Source organism: Streptomyces sp. P9-A4 (genome assembly GCF_036634195.1).
GTDB lineage: Bacteria > Actinomycetota > Actinomycetes > Streptomycetales > Streptomycetaceae > Streptomyces.
On the sequence record NZ_JAZIFY010000001.1, the window covers coordinates 6334365 to 6359383 of the forward strand.

Below are 25019 nucleotides of genomic sequence, written 5' to 3' on the forward strand. Positions count from 1 at the left end.
CGGGCTCAGATGTTGCGGAAGCGGTTGATGGCGTCGATGTGCTGGGCGCGCATCTCGGGGTCGCGGACGCCGAGGCCCTCCTGGGGTGCCAGCGCGAGGACGCCGACCTTGCCCTGGTGGAGGTTGCGGTGGACGTCGTAGGCGGCCTGGCCGGTGTCCTCCAGGGAGTAGACCTTCGACAGGGTCGGGTGGATCTTGCCCTTGGCGACCAGGCGGTTGGCCTCCCACGCCTCGCGGTAGTTGGCGAAGTGCGAGCCGACGATCTTCTTGAGGGACATCCACAGGTAGCGGTTGTCGTACTCGTGGTTGTAGCCCGAGGTGGAGGCGCAGGTGACGATGGTGCCGCCCTTGCGGGTGACGTACACGGAGGCGCCGAAGGTCTCGCGGCCCGGGTGCTCGAAGACGATGTCCACGTCCTCGCCGCCGGTCAGCTCACGGATCTTCGAGCCGAAGCGCTTCCACTCGCGCGGGTCCTGGTTGTGCTCGTCCTTCCAGAACCTGTAGCCCTCGGCGTTGCGGTCGATGACCGCCTCGGCGCCCATCGCCCGGCAGATCGCGGCCTTCTCGGGGGAGGAGACGACACAGATCGGGTTGGCGCCGCCGGCCAGGGCGAACTGTGTGGCGTACGAGCCGAGTCCGCCGCTCGCGCCCCAGATGAGGACGTTGTCGCCCTGCTTCATCCCGGCGCCGTTGCGGGAGACCAGCTGGCGGTACGCGGTGGAGTTGACGAGGCCGGGGGCCGCCGCCTCCTCCCAGCTGAGGTGGTCGGGCTTCGGCATCAGCTGGTTCGACTTGACGAGCGCGATCTCGGCGAGGCCGCCGAAGTTGGTCTCGAAGCCCCAGATGCGCTGCTCGGGGTCGAGCATCGTGTCGTTGTGGCCGTCCGAGGACTCCAGCTCTACGGAGAGGCAGTGCGCGACGACCTCGTCGCCGGGCCGCCAGGCGTTGACGCCGGGGCCGGTGCGCAGGACGACGCCCGCGAGGTCGGAGCCGATCACGTGGTACGGCAGGTCGTGGCGCTTGGTGAGCTCGGAGAGCCGGCCGTAGCGCTCCAGGAAGCCGAAGGTCGACACCGGCTCGAAGATCGAGGTCCAGACCGAGTTGTAGTTGACCGAGCTGGCCATGACCGCGACCAGGGCCTCGCCCGGGCCGAGCTCGGGGAGCGCGACGTCGTCGAGGTGGAGCGACTTGCGCGGGTCCTTGTCGCGGCTGGCGACCCCGGCGAACATCTCCGCCTCGTCCTTGTGGACGGTGACGGCACGGTACGACTCGGGGAGCGGGATGTTCGCGAAGTCGGCGGACGTGGAGTCCTGCGACTGGATCGCGGCCAGGATTTCCTTCACGGGTTGCCTCCGGCGATGAGCGTCCGAGGGGAGGACGCCTGAGGGTTACGGCGGGGAGTCTGCTGCTGTGGAGGTGTGCCGTCGGTTCGGCTGGGTGGTGCGGTGGCGCGGCGCCGGGTGAGGCGCGGGGGTGCCTGTGACGCAGGCGTCCGGGCGCACAATCACGATCGCTTGTGGGGACAGTCGGCGCACGAGGAGAACTCTGCGCGCCGGCCACCCGGACAACATCAACGTATGGCACGCCGTGTCACCTGACAAGGCACTGCGTGCCAACAATTTCACTCAGATGCAATCTGCCGGTCACAGATGAGCGATGATCGATCGAACCAGGGGTGAAAACGGACGAAGGCCGCCCCGGAGAGGGGCGGCCTTCGTCATGGAGAGGGGTCAGCTGGGCTTCAGCGCCTGCTGGATCGTCCGCATGACCTCGTCGAGAGATGCGTCCGTACGGGCGACCGCGACCATCACGTCACCGGTGGTGGAGGCCCGCACGGCCGGAGCCGGCTCGACGGCACGGGAGGGGGAGAGGGGCGACGGCGACGGCGAGGAGGAGGCCGGGGAAGGGGCCGGACGGCCCGCTCCTATGCCCGAGCCGAAGGTATCCCGGACGATCGCGAAGGCGTGGTCGAGCTGGGTCTCCACATCGCCCTCGCCGCCCGCCCGCAGCCAGCGCCGCAGCACGTGGTTGTGGGCCGTCACGACCGCCGACGCGGCCACCTCGGCGAGCAGCGGGTCGTCGTTGCCGTCGTGGTGGTCCCGCTCGTCGAAGTGCCCGAGGAGATAGCGGGTGAACAGCCGCTCGTAGCGGGCCACCGAGGCGATCTCCCGCTCCCGCAGGGTCGGTACCTCACGGGTGAGCCGGTAGCGCGCCACGGAGACCGAGGGCGAACCCGCGTACATCTTCATGACTTCCTTGATGCCCCGGCACACCGTGTCGAGCGGGTGCTCGTGCGGCGGCGCCGCGTTCAGCACCGCCTCCGCCCTGACCAGGGTGTCGTCGTGATCGGGGAAGATCGCCTCTTCCTTGGAACGGAAGTGGCGGAAGAAGGTCCGCCGGGCGACCCCGGCCGTGGCCGCGATCTCGTCGACCGTGGTGGCCTCGTACCCCTTGGTCGCGAAGAGCTCCATCGCGGCGGTGGCGAGCTCCCGGCGCATCTTGAGCCGCTGCGCGGCGGCACGAGTCCCCGCCGCGCTCTCCGGAGCGTCGGACGAGGAGGTGGCACGGGGTGTCTTCGCGGCCTTGGGCATGGTCCGAACGTACTGCATCGGAGGGGGAGTGTGCCCAGGTGGGGGCGGGCGCACCCCCGGGGCGCCGACGGCGCCCCGGGGGCTCAGCAGACCGCCCCAGCCGGCCGTTCCCGGCTCAGCGTCGGGCATATTCGCGGAAGCCGCGCCCCGTCTTGCGGCCGAGGCAGCCGGCCGCCACCAGGTGCTCCAGGAGCGGGGCCGGGGCGAGGCCCGGGTCGCGGAACTCGCGGTGCAGCACCTGCTCGATCGCGAGGGAGACGTCCAGACCGACCACGTCGAGCAGCTCGAACGGGCCCATCGGGTAGCCGCCGCCCAGCTTCATCGCCGCGTCGATGTCGTCCAGGGTCGCGTAGTGGTCCTGGACCATCTTGATCGCGTTGTTCAGGTACGGGAAGAGCAGCGCGTTCACGATGAACCCGGCCCGGTCGCCGCAGTCCACCGGGTGCTTGCGGATCTTCGCGGTGACCTCGCGGACGGTGGTGTGGACATCGTCGCCGGTGAGCACCGTACGGACGATCTCGACCAGCTTCATCGCCGGAGCGGGGTTGAAGAAGTGCATCCCTATGACGTCCTGCGGGCGCGTGGTGGCCCGGGCGCAGGCGATGACCGGCAGCGAGGAGGTCGTGGTGGCGAGCACCGCGCCCGGCTTGCAGATCTTGTCGAGCCGGGTGAACAGCTCCTGCTTGATCTCCAGGTCCTCGGCGACCGCCTCGACCGCCAGATCGACCTCGGCGAAGGCGTCGAGCGTGCCCGCCGGGGTGATCAGGGCCAGCGTCGCGTCACGCGCCTCGCCCGTCATCCTGCCCTTGTCCACGGAGCGGGCCAGCGACTTGGCGATCCGGGCCTTGGCCGTGTCCGCCTTCTCCTGGGAGCGGGCGGCGAGCACGACCTCGTACCCTGCCTTGGCGAAGACCTCGGCGATGCCGGAGGCCATCGTGCCCGAGCCGGCGACGCCGACCGAGCGGACCTCACGGCCCGCGGCTGCCTCGGCGGAGCCGAGCGGGGTCAGCGCGTCCCGCACCACCTCGCCGGAGCCGGGCGCTTCGTACGTGTAGAAGCCGCGGCCCGACTTGCGGCCGGTCAGACCGGCCTCGCTGAGCTGCTTGAGGATCGGGGCGGGGGCGTGCAGCCGGTCGTGCGAGTCCGCGTACATGGCCTCCAGGACCGTACGGGCGGTGTCCACGCCGATCAGGTCGAGCAGTTCGAGCGGGCCCATGGGCAGACCGCAGCCCATCTTCATCGCCGCGTCGATGTCCTCGCGGGACGCGTACTTGGCCTCGTACATGGCGGCGGCCTGGTTCAGGTATCCGAAGAGCAGCCCGTCCGCGATGAAACCGGCCCGGTCCCCGACCGCCACCGGCTCCTTGCCGAGCTCCTGGGCGAGCCGCGTCACGGCGTCCACGGCCCGCGGGTCGGTCAGCACGGAGGAGACCACCTCGACCAGCTTCATGGCCTGGACCGGGGTGAAGAAGTGCAGGCCGAGGACGCGCTCGGGGTGCGCCGAGTCGGCGGCGAGCCGGGTCACGGACAGCGCGTTGGTGCCGGTGGCCAGGATCGTCCCGGGCCGGACGATCCCGTCCAGGGCGCGGAAGACCTCCTGCTTGGCCTCGTACGACTCGGGCACGACCTCGATCACGAGATCGGCCTCGGCGGCGGCCTGGAGGTCGGAGAAGGTACGGAAGCGGGCCAGCACGTCCTGCCGCTCCTCCTCGGTGATCCGCTCGCGCGCCACGGCGCGGGCGGTGGAGGCCTCCAGGGCGGCGACGGCCTGGGCGGCGGCGGTGTCGCTGATGTCGATGCCGATGACCTCGCGGCCCGCCCGGACGAGGACATCGGAGATACCCGTGCCCATGGTGCCGAGACCGACGACGGCGATGGTGGAGAGAGGGGTGTCCATCAGGGGACTCCTGGGAGGAAGAGTGACGACTGAGGGCAGTGCGCGCACGAAAGGGTGCGGGAAAGAGCGAGGGCTCTGCCCGGAGAAAGGGCGATGCCCTGGGAAAAGGGGCGACGGACTCTGTCCCGGAGCCACGTCGAAACTGCCGAACCGACCAGCGAACACAACGGCTGCGTCACCAGGCCGTTGTGCGGAGTGCGGGGGGTGACCCGCTCACCTGAGACTAACCGGCCGGTAACGAGCGCGCCAGTCCCGGCAAGTTGGGAAAGTGTGATCTGGATCGCGGATAGGGTCGGATTCATGGAAATCTCCGAGGATCCGGAATTCTGCTCGATGATCGATCGATTGCGGGACGAGATCGAGAATGCCTCCGGAGAAGTCCCGGAGGCATTCACGGAACTCGCCGGAACCGAGGACCCCGAAGAACTGCACCGCGTCCTCACCGCACCCGGACAGCCCCTCTGGGCCCGCGAGATCGCCGCCTACGCACTCGGAGTCGCCCGCGACCCGCGCGCCTTCGAGGCGCTCGTCCTCCTCCTCAACCACCGCGACCCGGAGCGCTGCGTCACGGCCGCCCACGCCCTGACCCGGCTCGGGGACCCGCGCACCGCCCGCGCCGCCGCCGCCCTCGCCACCAACGAACTCCGCGTCGCCTACGCCCTGCTGCCGGTCCGGCTGCTCGCCGACCTCCGCGCCCCCGAGTCCGTCCCGGCCCTCATCGCCGTCCTCGAACGCCGCCTTCCGGCCGCCGACCCCCACTGGCGGGTCGGCCTCGCCTGCGTCGAGGGCCTCGGCACCCTCGGCGACCCCCGGGCCCGTCCCGCCCTGGAAGCGGCGCTCCCGCACCCCCGGCTCGGCGCGGCGGCCGAACGGTCACTGGCGAGACTGGGCGCCGCCGACTGATCCCTCAGCGCAGCAGACGGAGCCCCGCCCCGGCCTCGCCGGGCGCCGCCGAGGCCTGCTCCGGCACGAGGGCGAACGCCTCGATCTCCAGCAGCAGTTCGGGACGGACCAGCGCCGACACCTGCACCGCCGAGCTGGCGGGCAGCGGCGCCCCAGCGAAATACGCGTCCCGGGCGTCCCGCACCGCGGGCAGATGCGCCACGTCCGTGACGAAGTACGTCAGCTTCACCACATCCGCGAAACCGGCGCCCGCCGCGGCGAGGCAGCGCTCCAGATTCGCGAAGACCTGACGGGCCTGCGCCGCCGCGTCGCCCTCCCCGACCACCGCGCCCGAGGCGTCGAACGCGCACTGGCCGGATATCGCGACGAAGCGGCCCGTCCCCCACACGACATGGCTGTACTGGGGGCTGGCGGCGAGGCCCTCGGGAGCGGGCACATGGGTGAGGTGGCTGGTCATGCCCCACATCCTCGCGCACGGCACTGACAACGCCCGCGCCCCAAGGGGCGCGGGCGTCGCGGGCGGGCTGTCGGCAGGCTGTCAGTGGTCGGGCTGCGGTGTCAGCGCACCTGGCCGAGGAGCCCGTGCAGGACGGCGGCGGCGGGCTCGGCGGGGGTGGTGGCGGAGGCGGGAACCGTGACGGACCGGCTCGCGGGGGCGGTGGCGGAGGCGGGAACCGTGACGGACCGGCTCGCGGGGGTTCCGGCCCGCTCCCTGGTCTGCTTCCCGGCCTGCATCCCGCTCTGCTTCTCCTCCGGGGGTGCCGCCGGCGCCGGCTCCGGTTCCGGGCGGGACGCGCAGACCGCGTCGACCTCGCCGTCGTCCTTCGCGCGCGGGACCTTGCCCGTGGCGAGGTAGGTGGCCAGGTGCTCGTCGAGGCAGTCGTTCCCGCTGAGGGTCACCCCGTGGTTCTCGCCGCCCTCCTCGACGACCAGGCTGGAGCCGCGCAGCAGCCGGTGCAGGGCGACCCCGCCCTCGTACGGCGTCGCCGCGTCGTCCGTGGCCTGGAGGACGAGGACCGGCGGCACCTGGTCGTTGCTGACGTCCGGCGGGGTGAGCGAGTCCACCGGCCAGAACGCGCAGGGCGCGTTGTACCAGGCGTTGTTCCAGGTCGAGAAGGGCGCCTTGGCGTGCACGTCCCAGCTGTCCTTGCGCCAGACGTTCCAGTCCCGGGGCCAGCCCGCGTCCCGGCACTGCACGGCCGTGTAGACCGAATAGCCGTTGTCGGCGGCGGCGTCGGCCTCCCCGTACCGCTCGTACGCCTCCGTCAGCGGGACCGCGTTCCCGTCGTTGACGTACGCGGCGAACGCGCTCGCCAGTCGCGGCCAGTAGCCGTTGTAGTACCCGCCGGGCAGGAAGGTGTCCTCCAGCTCGCCCGGTCCGACCTTCCCGCCGGCCGGGGTCTCGCGCAGCCGGTCGCGCATCCGGTACCAGGCCGCCTCCACCGCCGCCGGGTCCGTGCCCAGCTTGTACACGGAGTCGTGCCGGGCCACCCAGGCCATGAAGTCCTTGTGGCGGGCGTCGAAGGCGTAGTCCTGCGCGATGTTGTCCTCGTACCAGACACCGTGCGGGTTGACGACGGAGTCCAGCGCCATCCGCCGCACCCTGTCGGGGTGGAGCCGGGCGTAGACGGCGCCCAGGTAGGTGCCGTACGAGTATCCGAGGTAGTTGATCTTCGGTGCGCCGAGCGCCCGGCGGATGACGTCCAGGTCCCGGGCGGTGCTCACGGTGTCGATGTACGGCAGCACGTCCGCGTACTTCTCGCCGCAGGCCCTGGCGAAGGCCTGCGCCCGCTCGACCCCGACCCGCTCGCCCTCGGCGCCGCGCGGCACGGAGTCCGGGCGGACCGGCTTGAACTGGCCGGGCTTGCAGTCGAGCGCGGGCTCGCTCCTGCCCACCCCGCGCGGGTCGAAGCCGATGACGTCGTACTCGGCGGCCACCTTCGGGGGCAGCGTGGCGGCCACGTACCCGGCCATGCCCCGCCCGCTGCCGCCGGGCCCGCCGGGGTTGACGAGCAGCGGCCCCTGGAAGGTCTTCGCGGTGTGCTGGACCCGGGTGAGGGCGAGGGTGACGGTCCGGCCCGCCGGGTCGTCGTGGTTGAGGGGCGTCCTGACGGTGGCGCACTGGAGCTTCGGGTACGCCTTGGTGGCGCAGTCGGTCCAGGTGAGCGGGGGGAGCGGGCGGGGGGTCGGTTCACCGGCGCTCGCGGGGGCGGCGGGCAGGACGGTGACCGTCCCGGCGACCAGCGCTCCTGCGGCGATCAGCATTCCTGCGCGTGGGGTCATAGGGCGTCCGTGCCCCGAACGGGCCGTGTCAGGACCTGTTCCGGCCAGAGTTGACCCGAACAGAGGACGGTCCGACGGTGTGTCAGGCGATCGGTCCGATGATCGGAAGTCAGAGGAGGGTCAGCTGCTCGGGGACGGTCGAGGCGGCGGGCGTCTCCGGCGTCCCCGCCCGTGCCGGTCCCGGTCGCGATGTCGGCGCGTCTCCCGGTCCCGGCCCCGATGTCGATATGCGGCGCGCCGCGCCCCGGTCGGCCGGGCCGATCCCGAACTCGGCGGCGAGTTCGTGCACCTGACGGGTGATCCGGCGCTGGTACCAGGTCGGCGCGTAGGCCCCGTCCGCGTACATCCGCTCGTACCGCCCCACCAGCTCCGGGTGGTGACGGCGCAGCCACTGCATGAACCACTCGCGGGCGCCGGGCCGCAGGTGCAGGACGAGCGGGGTGACCGAACTCGCCCCGGACTCGGCGATGGCCCGGACCGTGTCGCGCAGCTGCTCGGGCCGGTCGCCGAGGAAGGGGACCACGGGCGCCATCAGGACCCCGCAGTCGATGCCGTGCTCGCCGAGCGTGCGGACGACATCGAGCCGGCGCTGCGGGGAGGGCGTGCCGGGCTCGATCGTCCGCCACAGCTCCTGGTCGGTGAAGCCGACCGAGACGGAGATGCCGACCTCGGTGACCCCGGCCGCCTGGGTGAGGAGGTCCAGGTCGCGCAGGATCAGCGTGCCCTTGGTGAGGATCGAGAACGGGTTGGCGTGGTCGCGCAGCGCCGCGAGGATGCCCGGCATCAGGCGGTACCGGCCCTCGGCCCGCTGGTAGCAGTCGACATTGGTGCCCATCGCCACGTGCGCGCCCTGCCAGCGGGCGGAGGCGAGCTGGCGGGCCAGCACCTCGGGTGCGTTGATCTTGACGACGATCTGGGAGTCGAAGCCGAGCCCGGTGTCGAGGTCGAGATAGCTGTGGGTCTTGCGGGCGAAGCAGTACACGCACGCGTGCGTGCACCCCCGGTAGGGGTTGACCGTCCATTCGAACGGCATCCGGGAGGCGCCCGGCACCCGGTTGAGGATCGAGCGGGCCCGTACCTCGTGGAAGGTGATGCCCCGGAACTCTGGGGTGTCGAAGGTCCTGGTGGTGACCGCGTCCGTGCCGAACAGGGCGATGTCGGCGGGAGTGGCGGGGGTGTCGCCCAGATTGTCCCAGCGCATGGACGCCTCCTCGGTGGTTCTGCTGCGGGCCTGCTCCGGTCTGCTGCGGGTCGTCGCCGGGGTCCGCTCGGGCCCCGCTGTCGACCGTTCGGCCAGAATAGAACACTTGTTCCCTTGATCGCCGCAACCCCGATTTCGCGCCCCGGAGCCCACGTGGTTCGCTTGGCCCACACCCCTGAGGAACCACGAGCTGGAGGAAGTCATGGCGCAGGTCGAGGCCACCACGGAACGGATCGTCGCGGCGGACGCGGAGACGGTGTTCGACGCGCTGGCGGACTACAGCGGCACGCGCGCGAAGCTGCTCCCCGAGCACTTCAGCGAGTACGAGGTGCGCGAGGGCGGCGACGGCGAGGGGACCCTCGTCCACTGGAAGCTCCAGGCCACGAGCAAGCGTGTCCGTGACTGCCTCCTGGAGGTCACCGAGCCCACCGACGGGCAGCTCGTCGAGAAGGACCGCAACTCCTCCATGGTCACCACCTGGGTCGTGACCCCCGCCGGCGAGGGCAAGTCCCGTGCCGTCGTCACCACCGTCTGGGACGGCGCGAGCGGCGTCGGCGGCTTCTTCGAGCGGACCTTCGCGCCCAAGGGTCTCGGCAGGATCTACGACGCCGTTCTCGCCAAGCTGGCGGACGAGGTCGAGAAGTAACGCCCGGAGCGTTCACCGATTCGAGTGGATCGCCCGCACCCCCGTGACGGCGCCCCGGCGCATCGGGGGGCGCGGGCCCCCTCGTAAACGCGCTGATGAGCGACCCAAGTGCGCCGTAGCGTGGGGTCGTTCGGCCCCCCGGACGTCACCGGCCTCCCGTACCGCCCGACTTGCTCCCCCTTCGCGGCGAATGCGAAGAATGGCGCGGCGCAGACGCCGTCACGAGGGGAGCAGGTACGTGGGTGCGATCACGATGGTGAAGTCCGCCGAGGGTACGGCGGACACCGAGGGCGCGCAGCCGCCCGCCGCGGGCGGACCGCCCGCCGAGCTCGCACCACCGCCGCCCGATCCCGGACCCGCCGCCCTCGACCCCCGCCGCGTCCGCCTCGTCTTCTGCGGTCTGATGCTCGCGCTGCTCCTCGCCGCGCTGGAGCAGATGATCGTCGCCACCGCCCTGCCGAAGATCGTCGGCGAACTCCAGGGCCTCGACCGGATGTCCTGGGCGATCACCGCCTACCTGCTGACCTCCACCATCGGCCTCCCGGTCTACGGGAAGCTCGGCGACCTGCTCGGCCGCAAGGGCGTCTTCCTCTTCGCGATCGTCGTCTTCGTCATCGGCTCCGCCCTCGCCGGCTGGTCCCGCAGCATGGACGAGCTCATCGCCTTCCGGGCGGTCCAGGGCCTCGGGGCCGGCGGCCTGATGATCGGCGTCCAGGCGATCATGGCCGACATCGTCCCCGCCCGGCAACGCGGCCGGTACATGGGCCTGATCGGCGCCGCCTTCGGCCTCGCCTCCGTCGCGGGCCCCCTGCTCGGCGGCTTCTTCACCGACCACGTCTCCTGGCGCTGGTGCTTCTACTTCAACGTGCCGTTCGGGCTCGTCACCCTCGCCGTCGTCGCCGTCGTCCTCAAGCTCCCCAAGCCCACGGCACGCGCGCGTTTCGACGTCCTCGGCGCCCTGCTCCTCGCCGCCGCCTCCACCTGCCTGGTGCTGCTGACCAGCTGGGGCGGCACCGAGTACGCCTGGGGCTCCCGGGTCGTCATCGCCCTCGCCTGCGGCGCCGCCGGAAGCACCCTGCTCTTCCTGGTCGTCGAGCACTTGGCGCCCGAACCCCTCATCCCGCTCCGGCTGTTCCGCGACCCGGTCTTCACCGTCACCGCCCTCGTCGGCGCCGTCATCGGCGTCGCGCTCTTCGGCGCCGCCAGCTACCTCCCCAGCTTCCTGCAGATGGTCGAGGGCGCCAGCGCCACCGAGTCCGGCCTCATGATGCTGCCGCTCATGGGCGGCATCGTCGTCTCCTCGGTCGTCTCCGGGCAGCTCATCAGCCGCACCGGCCGCTACAGGATCTACCCGGTGATCGGCGGGGCCGTCGCCGTCCTCGGCATGTGGCTGCTCTCCCGCATGGACACCGACACCCCGCGCCTCCAGCACAGCCTCTGGCAGGCCGTCCTCGGCACCGGCATCGGACTCGTCATGCCGGTACTGATCCTCGCCGTGCAGAACTCCGTACGGCCCGGCGACCTCGGCACCGCCACCAGCGCCCACAACTACTTCCGCCAGATCGGCGGCAGCGTCGGCGCCGCCGTCTTCGGCACCCTCTTCGCCTCCCGGCTCGACGACGCCCTCGCCGACCGGCTCGCCGGCGTCCTCTCCGCCGGTACGGCCCTGCCGCCGGCCGAGTCGATCACCCCGCAGTCGGTGCACACCCTGCCGCCCGCCGTGCGCGACGCCTACATCCAGGCGTACGCCGACGCCATGCCGCGCATCTTCCTCTACCTCGTGCCGGTCCTCGCGGTCGGTCTCGTCCTCGCCTTCTTCCTCAAGGAGAAACCGCTGGTGTCCCACCACAGCCCCACCACCGAGGCCACCGAGGCCGACGACTTCGGCTCCACCCAGGCGGTCCCGCAGGCCCGCCACGCCGCCCCGCAGTACGTCGCTCCGCACCACACCGCACCCGCCGCCGCCCCGCCGCACTCCGGCATGCCCGTCTGCGGCACCGTCCAGCACCACGACGGCAGCCGCGTCCCCCGGGCCGCGCTCACCCTCATCGACGTCCAGGGCCGACAGGTCGGGCGAGGCGCCAGCGGCGAGGACGGCCGATACGCGCTGAGCGTCCCCGGCGGCGGCGCGTACGTCCTGATCGCGGCGGCCGGCGGACACCAGCCCCAGGCCGTCTCCGTGACCGTCGGAGACCGCCCGATCGAGCTCGACGTCGTCCTCGGCGGCGCCGGACGGCTCGCGGGCAGCGTCGTCACCGCCGACGGGACGCCCGTACGCGACGCGTCCGTCACCCTCACCGACGTACGCGGCGAGGTCGTCGCCTCCACCCGCAGCGGACGCGAGGGCGGCTACGAGATCACCGAACTGGTCGCGGGCGAGTACACGCTCGCCGCCAGCGCCCCCGCCTTCCGGCCCGCCGCGCTCCCGGTGAGCGTCCAGGCCGCCCGCGAGACCCGGCAGGACATCGAACTCGCCGGTGGCGCGGTCCTGCGCGGCACGGTGCGGGCCGGCGGCGGGCGCCCCGTCGAGGACGCCCGGGTCACCCTGCTCGACGCCGCCGGGAACGTCGTGGACACCCTCACCACCGGGGCCGACGGCACGTTCCGCTTCGTGGACCTGTCCTCCGGCGAGTACACGGTGATCGCCGCCGGCTACCCGCCCGTCGCCACGGTCCTCCAGATGGCCGGCGGAGGCCGCACCGAGCGCGACCTCCAGCTCGGCCACCAGGACTGAGCGGCCGTTCTCAGGAGGTGGTCGACGCCTTGCGCAGCGCGCTGATGCAGGTGCCGATCGCCTCCTGGAGGGCTTCGAGGCGCTGGAGCATGTCCGCCTCGTAGATGTCCTCCTCCATGACCTCGTCGAGCGTCAGTTCCTCGAAGACCTTCGTCGCCTTCTGCAGGCTGTTGTAGAACTTCGTCCGCCGCTCCTGGACGCGCAGTTCCGGATCCTCCTCCACCGCCTTGGCGACCAGACCCTTCACGGTGTCGTACGCCTCACCGGCCCATTCGCCCGCCTCCTCGGAGTCGTCGAGCTCGTCGAGGAGCGAGAGGTGCCGCTCGGCCTCGGCCCGCAGCTCGGCCGGCGCCTCCACGGTCTGCCCGGCGGGGGTCTTGATCTGGCCGTTCTCGACGATCTGGCGTACGTACCCGATGCGGTCGGCGGCCTTCGCCTCGCTCGCCACCGCCTTCTTCAGGTCGTCCGTCCGCGCGAAGGCGCGGGCCATCTCGGTCTGGAGCGCCGGGTCCTCCTTCATCCGGTCGAGCAGCGCGCCGCGCGCCGCCTCCGCCGTCCCCGGGTCCGCGAGGATCGCGGCCCGCAGCGCCGTCGGGTTCTCGGCGACCTCCAGTGCCTTCGTCGGCCGGATGCCCTCCGCCTCGGCCGCCGCCGTGATGGCCTGGCCGCGCACCGACGAGGCGCTGTTGCGGGAGGTGTAGTACGACAGCCAGACGTCCGCGTCGGGCAGCTCGATGTCCTCGCCGGGGACGAGCACCTCGAACTGCGGGACCAGACCGTCGTCGGCCGCCATGTCCCAGGCCTTGTAATGGCGCATGACCCGCTCCGGCGAGCAGCCCGCGATCCCGGCGAAGGCCTTCGCGGAGATCTTCGTCCGGGCCGTCCCCTCGGCGGCCTGGCCGCCGGGCCGGACGCTCCGGGCCACCTTGAGCGCGAAGGCCCAGCCGCCGGTACGCGCGTACACGCCGAAGTCCTGGGCGTCACGGACGACGACGGGATCGAGGTCGGCGGCGGGGACGGACTCGTCGCCGGACTCGTCGGTGGAGTCGGCGGGCTCATCGGCGGAGTCGTCCGCGGCTTCGGCCGCCTCGGTGGCCTGCGCGGCCTGCGCGGTCCCGGTGGTCTCCACGGCCCCGTCGGCCTGCGGCCCGGGCTGCTGGACCCAGAACTCCTCCGACGTGTCGGCGGGCGCGGGGACGGCGGGGGAGGTGTCGGACGGGTCGAGGGCGATGGTCACCGAGAGCACTCCGGAAGGTCGGGTACGAGAACTGCGGCCGACAGCCTATACGCACCCCTTGGCGATGTTTCGTCCGATTCCGTGTACCGGAGCGGGGAAAAGCGCTGGCGTGGTGGGCGGCCGGCCGAGAGGATGCTGCCATGAACTCCGGAATCGAGTACCACCCCGCGCGATGAGCGCCCCGTACGAGCGCCCGACGCTCGCACCCTCCCTGTACGCCTACGCCAAGGGGCTGCGCGACAGCGACCCCGACGGGCCGCCGCCCCGGGGCGGCCACCCCGTCCCCGACGGCGCGCGGCCCCGCCGACGGGCTCCCGGCCTCCAGTACCGCGAGGCCTGCGCCGCCGTCACCGGAACCCTGGTCCCGCTCCTCGGAGCGCTCGACGTCCTCGACCTCGCCCACGCCGCCGCCGACGCGGAATCCGTGCTGGCCTCGACGGGCGTCGTCCGCGAGCGGACCGTCTTCGCCGCGGCGGCGGCCATCGAACCGCCCGAGGATCCCGCCGACCGCGCCCTCGCCCGGTCCTTCGCCCGGCACCTCGTCCGGAGCGGAACGACCGTCCAGGGCGTGTCCGCCGGGCTGGGGCTCCTGAGCCGGCTCGCGGAACCCGAGGACGTGCCGTACCTGCGTGTCCTCGGCCTGCTCGACGGACTCGTCCACCCCGTCGACGCCGCCCTCGCCCCCCTGGACCGGGGAGCCGCCGCCCTGGTGTGGCTGATCCACCGGACCCGCGGCGACGAACTGCGCGCGCTCGTCGACACCCTGGCCGCCGGGGACCGGGCGGCCGTGCCCGACCGGCTCCTGAGTCTCCCCACGGACGGGCGGGGACCGGGGCCCGAGGTCGCCCGGCGGGTCGCCGAGGCCGTCGGCCTCGCAGGGCTCCTCCGGACGGCACCGGACCACCCCGAGATCCTCGCGCGGGCCGTGTGGCTCCTCGGCCGGATGACCAGCAGCCGGGACTACCGGGCCGAGATCCTGCGGTACGGAGAAGCCGTCGACCTGTACGAGACGGTGACCGCCCGCGCCCACCTGCTGCCCCGCGACGTGGACCACCGGGCCCGGCTGCTCACCCTCGCCCTCGATCTGCACAGCGGCGCCTCCCACCTCCTTCCCTGGCCGCCCGGCCGACGCGAGGCCCTCCACCGCACCCTCCTGGACACGGCGGCGTGGCCGGGGCAGGCTCCCGGCCGGCCGGGACGAACAGCAGCGCGCCGACTGGATCCGCCGTACGGCACGCGGGCTGCGCGCCGTCCCGCAGGACCCGCCCCGGTTCCGGATCGAGGTGGCCGTCGCCGACCCCGGCGATCCGGATGTTGTCGAGACCCGCTTCCTGATCGACGGGCGCCCCCTCGTGCCGGAGGCCTTCGGCCCGGGGCCGGGGGAGTCCCCCGAGCGGCTCCTCGACAGCGGCGCGCTGCGGGCAGGGCCCGAACCCCGGGAGGTACGGCTCGCCGAGGCGTACTGCACCGAGGGCTGCTGCGGCGCGCTGTACGTGACCGTGCGCCGGGAGGGCGGGCACGTCGTGTGGAGCGACTGGCGGCGGCCGGGCGGACCGGACGGGCGGCCGGACCTCCCCGCTTACCGCTTCGACGCCGCCGCGTACGACGCCGAGGTCGCGCGCGCCGAGCAGGACCACGGCTGGACCTGGCCTGCCCGGCGCACCTCCCGGCTGATCACCGCCGGGCTCCGCGACCGACCGGACCTCCTCACCCGCTGGGGCCTCCGGCAGGGCTGGATCAGCACCGACTTCCGGGAACGGGACACCACCGTGGTCACCTTCACCGGGCCGCCGCTCGGGGCCCCGGGCCTGGAGACGGCGCGGGGCGAGCCCGGCCGGAACGCGGCTCGGGGCGAGCCCCAGCAGTTCCTCTGGCGCCTCCCGGACGACGGAAGACCGCCCGAGGAGCAGGCGGCGGCCGTCCTGCGGCGGCTGGCGAAAGGGGACCCCCGGACGTATCCGGAACTGGCCGGGTGACCCGTACCGCCGACCCGGTGACCGTCATTGGTCCACTCCAACGGTGGTTATCCACAGGGGTGGTGGGGGCGCCGGGCGGCGCGTACGGTGCCAGACATGAAGATCCTCATCAGCGCCGACATGGAGGGCGCGACCGGTGTGACCTGGCCCGCCGACGTGCTGCCCGGCACCCCCCAGTGGGAGCGGTGCCGCGCGATGTTCACCTCCGACGTGAACGCCGCCGTGCTCGGCTTCTTCGACGGCGGTGCCGACGAGGTCCTCATCAACGAAGCGCACTGGTCCATGCGGAACCTGCTCCTGGAGCGGCTCGACGACCGGGCCGAGATGCTCACCGGACGGCACAAGTCGCTCTCCATGGTCGAGGGCGTCCAGCACGGGGACGTCGACGGCATCGCGTTCGTCGGCTACCACACCGGCGCCGGAGCCGAGGGCGTCCTCGCGCACACCTATCTCGCCAACTCCATCACCGGCGTCTGGCTCAACGGCGAGCGCGCGAGCGAGGGCCTGCTCAACGCCCACGTGGTCGCGGAGTACGGGGTCCCCGTCGTCCTCGTCACCGGGGACGACCTCACCTGCGACGACGCCCTCGGATACGCCCCCGGGGCACCCAAGGTCGCTGTCAAGGACTACGTCTCGCGGTACGCGGCGGTGTGCCGCACCCCGGCCAGAACCGCCGCCGACATCCGGGAGGCCGCCAAGGCCGGCGCGGCGCTCGCAGTGCGCCACGAACCGGTCAGGGGCGGGCCCTTCACCGTGGAGCTGGAGTTCGACGCCGAGCACCTGGGCGCCGCCGCCACGGTGGTTCCCGGCGTGGCGCGGAGCGGCGAGCGGCGCGTCTCGTACACGAGCGGGACGATGTACGAGGCAATTCGTACGTTCAAGGCGGTCACGACCATCGTCTCGGCCGCGGTGGAGGAACAGTATGGCTGAGGAGGTCCGGGTACCGGACACGACGGCGCTCGACGAGGTGGTCACCTTCACCTCCGAGCTCATCCGCATCGACACCACCAACCGGGGCGGCGGCGACTGCCGCGAGCGGCCCGCCGCCGAGTACGTCGCCGAGCGGCTGGCCGCCGCCGGCATCGAACCCACCCTGCTGGAGCGGACCCCCGGCCGCACCAACGTGGTGGCGCGCATTCCCGGCACCGACCCCACGGCCGACGCCCTCCTCGTCCACGGGCATCTCGACGTGGTGCCCGCCGACCCTGCGGAGTGGACCGTCCACCCCTTCTCCGGGGAGGTCCGCGACGGGCTCGTGTGGGGGCGCGGGGCCGTCGACATGAAGAACATGGACGCGATGGTCCTGGCCGTCGCCCGCTCCTGGGCCCGGCAGGGCGTCCGGCCGCGCCGCGACATCGTCCTCGCCTACACCGCAGACGAGGAGGCCAGCGCCGACGACGGCTCCGGTTTCCTCGCCGACCGGCACGCCGCGCTCTTCGAGGGCTGCACCGAGGGCATCAGCGAGTCCGGGGCGTTCAGCTTCCACCCGCAGCCCGGCACCACCCTCTACCCGATCGCGGCCGGGGAGCGGGGCACCGCCTGGCTCAAGCTGACCGCCCACGGCCGGGCCGGCCACGGCTCCAAGGTGAACACGGCCAACGCCGTGACCCGTCTCGCCGACGCCGTCGCCCGGATCGGCGCGCACACCTGGCCGGTGCGCCTCACCGCCACCGTCCGCGCGGCCCTCACCGAACTCGCCGCGCTGTACGGGATCGACATCGACACCGAAGCCCCCGACCTCGACGTCGACCTCCTCCTCGACAAGCTCGGACCCGCCGCCGCGCTCGTGGCGCCGACCGTCCGCAACAGCACCAATCCGACGATGCTGGAAGCCGGATACAAGGTCAACGTCATCCCCGGCCAGGCCGTCGCGTACATCGACGGACGGACCCTGCCGGGCACCGAGGACGAGTTCGCCGCGACCATGGACCGGCTCACCGGACCCGACGTGCACTGGGAGTTCCACCACCGCGAGGTGGCCCTCGAAGCGCCCGTCGACTCGCCCACCTTCGCGAAGCTGCGGGCCGCCGTCGAGCGCTTCGACCCGGCCGGACGCGTGGTGCCCTTCACCATGTCCGGCGGCACCGACGCCAAGCAGTTCTCCCGCCTCGGCATCACCGGCTACGGCTTCTCGCCGCTCCGGCTGCCCCCGGGCCTCGACTACGCGGCGCTGTTCCACGGCGTCGACGAACGGATCCCGGTGGACGCCCTGCACTTCGGCGTCCGGGTGCTCGACCACTATCTGAAGACCGCGTAGGACCGTGACAGGGGGAGTTGGGATGGCCATGACCACGGCCGGATACGGCAGCTGGCCGTCACCCGTCGGCGCCGCGCTCGCCGCCGCGCACGACGGGCGGCCCGAGTACCTCGGCGCCGTCGGCGACGAGCTGTGGTGGACCGCGCCCCGCCCGGTCGAGGGCGGCCGGCGCGCCCTCGTCCGACGGCGCGCCGACGGCACCGAGGAGAGCCTGCTGCCCGCGCCGTGGAACGTCCGCAGCCGGGTGATCGAGTACGGCGGCCGGCCCTGGGCGGCCGTCGAGCGCCCGGCGGGCGGACCGCTCGCCGTCTTCTGCCACTTCCCCGACCAGCGGCTCTACGCCTACGAACCCGACGCCGCCCCCGGTGCCGAGCCGCGCCCCCTCACCCCCGTCTCCGGGGTCGGCGGCGGACTGCGCTGGGTGGACCCCGTGATCCACCCGGAGCGGGACGAGGTGTGGTGCGTCCTGGAGGAGTTCACCGGACCCGGGCCCACCGATGTGCGCCGTGTCCTCGCCGCCGTCCCGCTCGACGGATCGGCCGCCGAGGACCGCACCGCCGTACGGGAACTCTCCGACGGGAGGCACCGGTTCGTGACCGGACCCCGGCGCTCCCCGGACGGGCAGCGGGTGGTGTGGATCGCCTGGGACCACCCCCGGATGCCCTGGGACGGCACCGAGGTCCAGCTCGCCGAGGTCGGCCCCGACGGCACCTTCCTGGACGCGAGGACCGTCGCCGGCGGGACCTCCGAGTCGATCCCGCAGGTCGACTGGGACGCGGCCGGACGGCTCCTCCTCGTCAGCGACCGCACCGGCTGGTGGAACCTCTACCGCGCGGAGGTCGACGCCGACGGCGGCCTCACCGAACCGGTCGCGCTCTGCCCCCGCGCCGAGGAGTTCGGCGGACCGCTCTGGCAGATCGGCCTCCGCTGGTTCGCGCCCCTGGAGAACGGGCTGATCGCCGTCGTCCACGGCAAGGGGACCACCACCCTCGGAATACTCGACCCCGAGCGCGGCGCCCTCGTCGACGCCGGCGGACCCCGCGGCGAGTGGGCGTCCGCCCTCGCCGCCCACGGCACCCGGGTGGTCGGCGTCGCCGCCGGACCGCACCGCTCCGCCGAGCTCGTCGAGCTCGACACCCGCACCGGCCGCAGCCGCGTGGTCGGCTCCGCGCACACCGACGCCGTCGACCCCGCGTACCTCCCCGAGCCCCGCGTCCGCACCTTCACCGGCCCCGGCGGGCGGGAGATCCACGCCCAGGTGTACCCGCCGCACCACCCCGGGTTCACCGGACCCGAGGGGGAGCTGCCGCCCTATGTGATCTGGGCGCACGGCGGCCCCACCGGGCGCGCGCCGCTCGTCCTGGACCTGGAGATCGCCTACTTCACCTCGCGGGGCATCGGCGTCGCCGAGGTCGACTACGGCGGCTCGACCGGCTACGGCCGGGAGTACCGGGAGCGGCTGCGCGAACAGTGGGGCGTCGTCGACGTCGAGGACTGCGCGGCCGTCGCGGCGGCGCTCGCCGCCGAGGGCACCGCCGACCCGGCGCGGCTCGCCGTGCGCGGCGGCAGCGCCGGCGGCTGGACGACGGCCGCGTCCCTCGTCTCCACCGACGTGTACGCCTGCGGCACGATCATCTACCCCATCCTCGACCTGCGGGGCTGGGCCACCGACGAGACCCACGACTTCGAGTCCCAGTACCTCGAAGGGCTGGTGGGTTCGCTCGACGAGGTGCCCGCCCGCTACAAGGAGCGCTCACCGATCGAGCACGTCGACCGGATCACCGCGCCGTTCCTGCTGCTCCAGGGCCTCGACGACGTCATCTGCCCGCCCGCGCAGGCCGATCGCTTTCTCGCCCGCACGGCGGGCCGGGGTGTCCCGCACGCCTACCTCGCCTTCGAGGGCGAGGGCCACGGCTTCCGCAGGGCGGACACGATGGTGCGCGCTCTGGAGGCCGAACTGTCGCTGTACGTACGGACCTTCGGCATCAGCCGGTCGGACGTGCCCGACCTGGAGTACCGGACGTGACCGCCGAAGCCCCGCTCGTCGCCGTCGAAGCCCTGGCCAGGGCCGAGCGGCTGCGCCCCGGGTCGCGGGTCGCGGTCGTCGCCCCCAGCGGACCCGTCCCCGAGGAGCGGCTGCGGGCGGGCCTCGCCGTCCTGCGAGGCTGGGACCTGGACCCGGTGGTCGCCCCGCACGTCCTGGACACCCATCCCACCCTCGGGTACCTCGCGGGCGCCGACCGGGACCGGGCGCGCGATCTGACCGAGGTCTGGTGCGACCCCTCGGTGGACGCGGTGATCTGCGCCCGGGGCGGGTTCGGGGTCCAGCGCATGGTGGACCTGGTGGACTGGACGGCGGTCCGGGCGGCCGGGCCCAAGGCCTTCGTCGGCTACAGCGACGTCACCGCCTTGCACGAGGCGTTCGCCGGACGCGCGGGATACGCCACCCTGCACGGGCCGATGGTCGCCGCCGGCACCTTCCTGTCGGACCCGCGCACCCAGGAGTCGCTGCGGGCCACGCTGTTCGAACCGGAGTCGGTGCGGACGCTCGGTCTGGACACGGCGCGGACCCTGGTGCCGGGCCGGGCCCGGGGCGTCACGCTCGGCGGCTGCGTCAGCCTCCTCGCCGCCGACCTCGGCACCCCGTACGGGCGGCCCTCGGCGCGCGGCGGGCTGCTGCTCCTGGAGGACGTGGGCGAGGAGCCGTACCGGCTCGACCGGGTCCTCACCCAGCTGCTGCGCTCCGGATGGCTGGACGGGGTCGCGGGCGTCGGCCTCGGGTCCTGGGCGGAGTGCGGCCCGTACGAGGAGGTGCGGGCAGTGCTGGCCGACCGGCTCGGCGGACTCGGGGTGCCGGTCGTCGAGGAGATGGGCTTCGGGCACAGTGAGACGGCGCTGACCCTGCCGTTCGGCGTGCCCGCCGTACTCGACGCGGACGAGGGCACGCTCACGCTGGACGTACCGGCCCTGCGCTGAGCGCTCGTACGACGCCGACGCCGACGCCGACGCCGACGCCGACGCCGACGCCGACGCCGACGCCGACGCCGACGCCGACGCCGACGCCGAGGCCGACGCGCGGCCGAGGCGGCACGGGGACGGGGGGAGACCCGAGGCGCCGGGGTGCGGCCGGGGTATGACCCCCGGGTGCGCCGCCTTCACTGAATCTCCGTCAACAACCTCGGTCGGATGCGTTGACGAGGCCTGACACGTGTCACAGCATGGGCGTTGCCCAGGTACCTACCAGTCGGTAGGTGCGGTGGGTCTCTCGGCGTCGTCCTCAGCGTGGAGGTCTCTGTGTCCCGTGCCGTGCCCCGATCCCGCAAGGCCCTCGCGCTCGTGGCCGGAGCGGCCGCGCTCGCCGCGCCCCTCACCCTCGCGGCGCCCGCGAGCGGTGCGGAGAGCACCGCCGGGGGCTCGTACACCGTGACTCCGCTCCGCTTCACCGTCGAGGCGGGCGGCCGGAGTTGCGCGATCGACGCCGACCTCTACCGGCCGGCGGGAGTGGACGCGGCTCACCCCGCGCCCGCCGTCCTCGCGACGAACGGCTTCGGCGGCAGCAAGAGCGACGGTTCCACCGACGCCATCGGCAGGGCCTTCGCCGAACGCGGCTATGTCGGCCTGGTCTACTCGGGCCTCGGCTTCGGGAAGACGGGCTGTCTGGTCTCCCTCGACGACCCGGAGATCGACGGCCGCGCCGCCGCGAGGCTCGTGGACTTCCTCGGCGGGGTGGGGGCCGCCGACGACGGCACCCGCGTCGACTTCGTCACCAGGGACGGCGGCGGCGCCGGTGACCCGCGTGTCGGCATGATCGGCGGCTCCTACGGCGGCGCCGTGCAGCTCGCCGCCGCCTCCGTCGACGACCGCATCGACGCCCTCGTCCCCCTCATCACCTGGAACGACCTCGCCTACTCCCTGGCCCCCAACGCCGCCGACCGCGCCACCCCGGGCGTCTTCAAATGGCAGTGGGCCAACGGGTTCTACCTGATGGGGGAGGGGCAGCCGCTGCTCGTCCCGTCCCTCGACCCGAGCAGGATCAACTCACTCGGCTGTCTGCACTTCGTCACCGACGCCTGCGACACCGTGGGCCTCCTCAACTCCGGGCGCTACCCGGCGGCCGAGACCGAGCGGATGCTGACGTACGCCCGCAGCGTCTCCCCGGTGTCGTACCTGGACAGGATCACGGCCCCCACGCTGATCGTCCAGGGCCAGTCCGACAGCCTCTTCAACCTCAACGAGGCACGGGCCACCTACGACCGGCTGCGGAAGCGCGGTGTCGACACCCGGATGATCTGGCAGTCCTGGGGCCACAGCGGCGGCCAGAAGCCGGGTGAACTGGACCTGGGGCAGGGGAACCTGGAGACCAGCTACGTCGGGCAGCGGGTGCTGGCCTGGTTCGACCGCCATCTGCGGAAGAACACGACGGCGGACACCGGGCCCGCGTTCGCCTGGTACCGCGACTGGGAGAGCGGCTACGGCACGGCGGCCGGGGTTCCGGCGCTCAGCCAGCGGCTGTACCTCTCCGGCGACGGCAAGCTCGTCGACAACCGTACGAAGGTGGCGCGGGGCTCCCGCTCGTACGGCAACTGGCTGATCGCGACGAGCCATTCGGAATCCTCGCTCGCCGGAATGATCGGGCTGCCCGACCCGCGCCCGTACGACACCCCGGGGACGTACCTCGGCTGGAGCAGCGCCCCGCTCACCGAGCCCGTCGACCTGGTCGGCGCCCCGAAGGCCACCCTGAAGGTCGTGTCACCGGCGACCGAGCGGGTCCAGGGCTCCGGTGACGCCGCCGACAAGCTGGTGCTCTTCGCCAAGCTCTACGACGTCGCCCCCGACGGCACCAAGACCCTGGTCAACCGCCTGGTCGCACCGGTTCGGGTACCGGACGTGACACGCCCCTTCACGGTCGAACTGCCCGCCGTGGTCCACCGCTACGAGACCGGCCACCGTCTGGAACTGGTGATCGCGGCAAGCGACACGGCGTACGCCGGCAACCGGGGCGTCAAGCCGGTCACGGTCGTCAACGCCCCCGAAGACACCGGAATGCTCGAACTCCCCCTGGTCCGGGGGAAGGTGGGATGAGAGTCGTGCGATGACCACTCGGCAGCCCTGCCGGGGCGAGGACCTGGAGTCGATGCGCTCGTGAGGGGTACGGGGGGCAGGAGGGCGTTGCGCTCCTGCCCCCCGTACCTCCTGGGCGGTCTAGAGAGCCGCGTAGCCCGGACGGACGACCTCGTCTATGAGGCGGCGGCGCTCCGGGAGGGGGAGGAAGGCGGCGTCCAGAGCGGCGACGGTGAACTCCTCGAAGACCTCCGCGCCGTAGCCGAACGCGTCCACCATGTGCTGGAACTCCTCGCTCATGGTGGTGCCGGAGACCAGCCGGTTGTCCGTGTTGAGCGTGATCCGGAAACCGAGGCGGCGCAGCTCGTCGATCGGGTGCGAGGCGTAGTCCTTCGACGCGCCCGTCTGGAGGTTCGAGGTCGGGCAGACCTCCAGGGCGATGCGGTTGTCACGGACGTACGAGGCCAGCCGGCCCAGCGTGCCGTCCTCGGCGATGTCGTCCGTGATCCGCACGCCGTGGCCGATCCGCTCCGTGCCGCAGACCTGCACGGCCTCGTGGATCGACTCCGCGCCGACGGCCTCGCCCGCGTGGATCGTGAAGTGGCAGTTCTCCCGCTTCAGGTGCTGGAAGGCGGCGAGGTGGCGGGCCGGAGGGTTGCCGATCTCACCGCCCGCGATGTCGAAGCCGGCCACTCCCTTGTCCCGGTGCGCGACCGTGAGCCGCGCGATCTCCAGGGACCGGTCCGTGTGGCGCATCCCGGTCAGTAGCGTACGGACGGTGATCCGGCCGCCGGACCGGCGCTCGCCCTCGCGGAAGCCCTCGTTCACCGCCTCCACGACCTCGTCGAGCGTGAGCCCGCCTTCGAGGTGCTGCTCGGGGGCGTAGCGGATCTCCGCGTAGACGACACCGTCCGCCGCCAGGTCCTCGGCGCACTCGGCCGCGATGCGCGTGAGCGCCTCGCGGGTCTGCATCACCGCGCAGGTGTGGGCGAAGGTCTCCAGGTAGCGCTCCAGCGAACCGGAGTCGGCGGCGTCCCGGAACCAGACCGCGAGCGCGGCCGGATCCTCGGTCGGCAGCGCGGTGTAGCCGCACTCACGCGCCAGCTCGACGATGGTCGCCGGGCGCAGGCCACCGTCGAGGTGGTCGTGGAGGACGGCCTTGGGGGCCCGGCGGATCCACTCGGAGACGGTGGTGGCGGCGGGCGTGGCAGGGTTGTCAGACAAGTGCATGGCGGGGAAGTGTACGCGAAGGGGGAACGGGGTGCTGTGACGGGCCCGACAGGGGGGCGGGGGTCGAGGGGGGCGGGGGTGAAGGAGGGGGAGGCCGGCCGACGGGGATCGGTGGTGGATGGGGGCAGCGCGGCGGTGAGGCGGGACCGCGGGGCGCGCTCTGCGAGGCGGGCTCGGCTCAGTGGGACTGGAGTACGGGCAGCGCCGGCGCGCCCGTCGGCAGCATGTGCTTCGCGGCCATGACCGGGGTGTCCCCGACCCGTACGACCTGCGTGACCAGCACGGCGGGAGTGTCCGCCGGGCGCCGCAGCTGCTCCCCCCGCCGCCGCCCCAGCAGCGTCGCCGTGATCCCGCTGTGGGCGCCGAGCGCGGTCTCGCGCGAGGCCCCGAGCAGCACCGAGAGCATCGAGACCGCAGCGGAACCGTGCTTGCCCGTCCCGCCGTCCGTGCCGGTGCCATTGCCCCTGGCCGCGCCCGTGCGCGACTCCTTCTCCACCGCCCGCAGCGCCCGCGCGAACTCCGGGTGCACCCGGTCGAGCAGCTCGTCGGGTGCCGCCCACTCGTGGCTCAGCGCCGCCGCCGCCGCGCCCTCCCCGGTGAGGACCGACTCCCAGAACCTGAGCTCGGCGCGGGCCGGGGCCAGCAGGTGCTGGGTGGTGAAGTCGGTCGGCTCCTCGACCGTCCGCACCAGCGCCCGTACCCGCAGCGGCGTCCCCGCCCCGATCAGCTCCTCCAGTGGCTGGACCTGCTCGAACCCGCGCCGGGGCGGCCGGTCGTTGACGGTCCGGCCCACCCCGCGCCGTACGCTCAGCAGCCCGTCCTCCTGGAGCAGCAGCAGCGCCTCGCGCAGGGCCGGCCGGCTGACGCCCAGCTCCGCCGCGAGCTTCGGTTCGGAGGGGAGCGTCGACCCCGGCGGGTAGGTGCCGTCGTGCACGGCGTCCGCGATCCGCTCGTAGAGGGCCACTACCGGTCGCCGCCGGTGTCCGCTGACCGCCACGGCCGC

General features: G+C 73.0%; 18 protein-coding genes. 9 read left to right on the forward strand and 9 right to left on the reverse strand.

Annotated features, from left to right (window positions below; genetic code table 11):
- Positions 1-5: 5 nt before the first annotated feature.
- The 3 genes from ccrA to V4Y03_RS28440 all read right to left on the reverse strand — a co-directional run bounded on the left by ccrA (position 6) and on the right by V4Y03_RS28440 (position 4488).
- Positions 6-1343: a crotonyl-CoA carboxylase/reductase gene (ccrA, locus tag V4Y03_RS28430; RefSeq protein WP_317874100.1), complete on the reverse strand. Its 1338-nt coding sequence runs from the start codon at positions 1341-1343 to the stop codon at positions 6-8.
- 387 nt (positions 1344-1730) lie between these two features.
- Entirely contained in the window at positions 1731-2591 is an 861-nt protein-coding gene (locus tag V4Y03_RS28435) for a TetR family transcriptional regulator (protein WP_317874099.1), read from the reverse strand.
- Positions 2592-2706: 115 nt separating this feature from the next.
- Positions 2707-4488 (reverse strand): 3-hydroxyacyl-CoA dehydrogenase family protein, encoded by a 1782-nt coding sequence (locus V4Y03_RS28440; protein WP_332436765.1) that lies wholly within the window; start codon positions 4486-4488, stop codon positions 2707-2709.
- Positions 4489-4788: 300 nt separating this feature from the next.
- Between V4Y03_RS28440 and V4Y03_RS28445 the strand changes: the two genes are divergently transcribed.
- Complete coding sequence (locus V4Y03_RS28445) at positions 4789-5391, forward strand: HEAT repeat domain-containing protein (RefSeq protein WP_332436766.1); 603 nt, start codon at positions 4789-4791, stop codon at positions 5389-5391.
- Positions 5392-5395: 4 nt separating this feature from the next.
- Here the strand turns inward: V4Y03_RS28445 and V4Y03_RS28450 are convergent, their stop codons facing one another.
- From V4Y03_RS28450 to V4Y03_RS28460, 3 genes are all read right to left on the reverse strand, one after another.
- A complete protein-coding gene (locus V4Y03_RS28450) occupies positions 5396-5848 on the reverse strand; it encodes a RidA family protein (RefSeq protein WP_332436767.1) in 453 nt (150 codons plus the stop codon).
- A gap of 101 nt (positions 5849-5949) precedes the next feature.
- Complete coding sequence (locus V4Y03_RS28455; protein WP_332436768.1) at positions 5950-7674, reverse strand: alpha/beta hydrolase; 1725 nt, start codon at positions 7672-7674, stop codon at positions 5950-5952.
- 109 nt (positions 7675-7783) lie between these two features.
- The gene (locus tag V4Y03_RS28460) at positions 7784-8875 is read right to left on the reverse strand and encodes an Rv2578c family radical SAM protein (protein WP_332436769.1); all 1092 of its coding nucleotides are present in this window, start codon (positions 8873-8875) and stop codon (positions 7784-7786) included.
- 202 nt (positions 8876-9077) lie between these two features.
- Here V4Y03_RS28460 and V4Y03_RS28465 point away from each other — a divergent pair, with 202 nt between their 5' ends.
- Both V4Y03_RS28465 and V4Y03_RS28470 read left to right on the forward strand, forming a co-directional pair.
- Positions 9078-9521, forward strand: coding sequence for an SRPBCC family protein (locus V4Y03_RS28465; RefSeq protein WP_056562895.1), 444 nt, complete (start codon positions 9078-9080; stop codon positions 9519-9521).
- Between the two features lie 238 nt (positions 9522-9759).
- Positions 9760-12255, forward strand: coding sequence for an MFS transporter (locus V4Y03_RS28470; RefSeq protein WP_332436770.1), 2496 nt, complete (start codon positions 9760-9762; stop codon positions 12253-12255).
- A gap of 10 nt (positions 12256-12265) precedes the next feature.
- Here the strand turns inward: V4Y03_RS28470 and V4Y03_RS28475 are convergent, their stop codons facing one another.
- Positions 12266-13492: a hypothetical protein gene (locus V4Y03_RS28475; RefSeq protein ID WP_332436771.1), complete on the reverse strand. Its 1227-nt coding sequence runs from the start codon at positions 13490-13492 to the stop codon at positions 12266-12268.
- Positions 13493-14775: 1283 nt separating this feature from the next.
- On the opposite strand from V4Y03_RS28475, the gene V4Y03_RS28480 reads away from it, so the two are divergent.
- From V4Y03_RS28480 to V4Y03_RS28505, 6 genes are all read left to right on the forward strand, one after another.
- Complete coding sequence (locus V4Y03_RS28480; protein WP_332436772.1) at positions 14776-15468, forward strand: hypothetical protein; 693 nt, start codon at positions 14776-14778, stop codon at positions 15466-15468.
- Positions 15469-15564: 96 nt separating this feature from the next.
- Complete coding sequence (locus tag V4Y03_RS28485; protein WP_317874090.1) at positions 15565-16398, forward strand: M55 family metallopeptidase; 834 nt, start codon at positions 15565-15567, stop codon at positions 16396-16398.
- The gene (locus tag V4Y03_RS28490; RefSeq protein ID WP_317874089.1) at positions 16391-17725 is read left to right on the forward strand and encodes a M20/M25/M40 family metallo-hydrolase; all 1335 of its coding nucleotides are present in this window, start codon (positions 16391-16393) and stop codon (positions 17723-17725) included. Before V4Y03_RS28485 ends, V4Y03_RS28490 begins: the two co-directional genes overlap by 8 nt.
- 22 nt (positions 17726-17747) lie before the next feature.
- Positions 17748-19751 carry a S9 family peptidase gene (locus V4Y03_RS28495; RefSeq protein ID WP_332436773.1) on the forward strand — a complete coding sequence of 668 codons (2004 nt, stop codon included), beginning with the start codon at positions 17748-17750 and terminating at the stop codon, positions 19749-19751.
- A complete protein-coding gene (locus V4Y03_RS28500) occupies positions 19748-20701 on the forward strand; it encodes a S66 peptidase family protein (RefSeq protein WP_317876573.1) in 954 nt (317 codons plus the stop codon). Before V4Y03_RS28495 ends, V4Y03_RS28500 begins: the two co-directional genes overlap by 4 nt.
- 318 nt (positions 20702-21019) lie before the next feature.
- A complete protein-coding gene (locus tag V4Y03_RS28505) occupies positions 21020-22807 on the forward strand; it encodes a CocE/NonD family hydrolase (RefSeq protein ID WP_442809765.1) in 1788 nt (595 codons plus the stop codon).
- A 120-nt stretch (positions 22808-22927) separates the two neighbouring features.
- Here V4Y03_RS28505 and V4Y03_RS28510 read toward each other — a convergent pair whose 3' ends face one another.
- Both V4Y03_RS28510 and V4Y03_RS28515 read right to left on the reverse strand, forming a co-directional pair.
- Complete coding sequence (locus V4Y03_RS28510) at positions 22928-24016, reverse strand: adenosine deaminase (RefSeq protein ID WP_332436774.1); 1089 nt, start codon at positions 24014-24016, stop codon at positions 22928-22930.
- Between the two features lie 178 nt (positions 24017-24194).
- Positions 24195-25013: a GntR family transcriptional regulator gene (locus V4Y03_RS28515; protein WP_332436775.1), complete on the reverse strand. Its 819-nt coding sequence runs from the start codon at positions 25011-25013 to the stop codon at positions 24195-24197.
- Positions 25014-25019: the final 6 nt, after the last annotated feature.

What these genes read in the sequence shown, in the direction of transcription:
- V4Y03_RS28435 (WP_317874099.1), bottom strand. Translation starts at nt 2,591, where the DNA reads ATGCCCAAGGCCGCGAAGACACCCCGTGCCACCTCCTCGTCCGACGCT.
- V4Y03_RS28440 (WP_332436765.1), bottom strand. Translation starts at nt 4,488, where the DNA reads ATGGACACCCCTCTCTCCACCATCGCCGTCGTCGGTCTCGGCACCATG.
- V4Y03_RS28445 (WP_332436766.1), top strand. Translation starts at nt 4,789, where the DNA reads ATGGAAATCTCCGAGGATCCGGAATTCTGCTCGATGATCGATCGATTG.
- V4Y03_RS28450 (WP_332436767.1), bottom strand. Translation starts at nt 5,848, where the DNA reads ATGACCAGCCACCTCACCCATGTGCCCGCTCCCGAGGGCCTCGCCGCC.
- V4Y03_RS28455 (WP_332436768.1), bottom strand. Translation starts at nt 7,674, where the DNA reads ATGACCCCACGCGCAGGAATGCTGATCGCCGCAGGAGCGCTGGTCGCC.
- V4Y03_RS28460 (WP_332436769.1), bottom strand. Translation starts at nt 8,875, where the DNA reads ATGCGCTGGGACAATCTGGGCGACACCCCCGCCACTCCCGCCGACATC.
- V4Y03_RS28465 (WP_056562895.1), top strand. Translation starts at nt 9,078, where the DNA reads ATGGCGCAGGTCGAGGCCACCACGGAACGGATCGTCGCGGCGGACGCG.
- V4Y03_RS28485 (WP_317874090.1), top strand. Translation starts at nt 15,565, where the DNA reads ATGAAGATCCTCATCAGCGCCGACATGGAGGGCGCGACCGGTGTGACC.
- V4Y03_RS28490 (WP_317874089.1), top strand. Translation starts at nt 16,391, where the DNA reads ATGGCTGAGGAGGTCCGGGTACCGGACACGACGGCGCTCGACGAGGTG.
- V4Y03_RS28495 (WP_332436773.1), top strand. Translation starts at nt 17,748, where the DNA reads ATGGCCATGACCACGGCCGGATACGGCAGCTGGCCGTCACCCGTCGGC.
- V4Y03_RS28510 (WP_332436774.1), bottom strand. Translation starts at nt 24,016, where the DNA reads ATGCACTTGTCTGACAACCCTGCCACGCCCGCCGCCACCACCGTCTCC.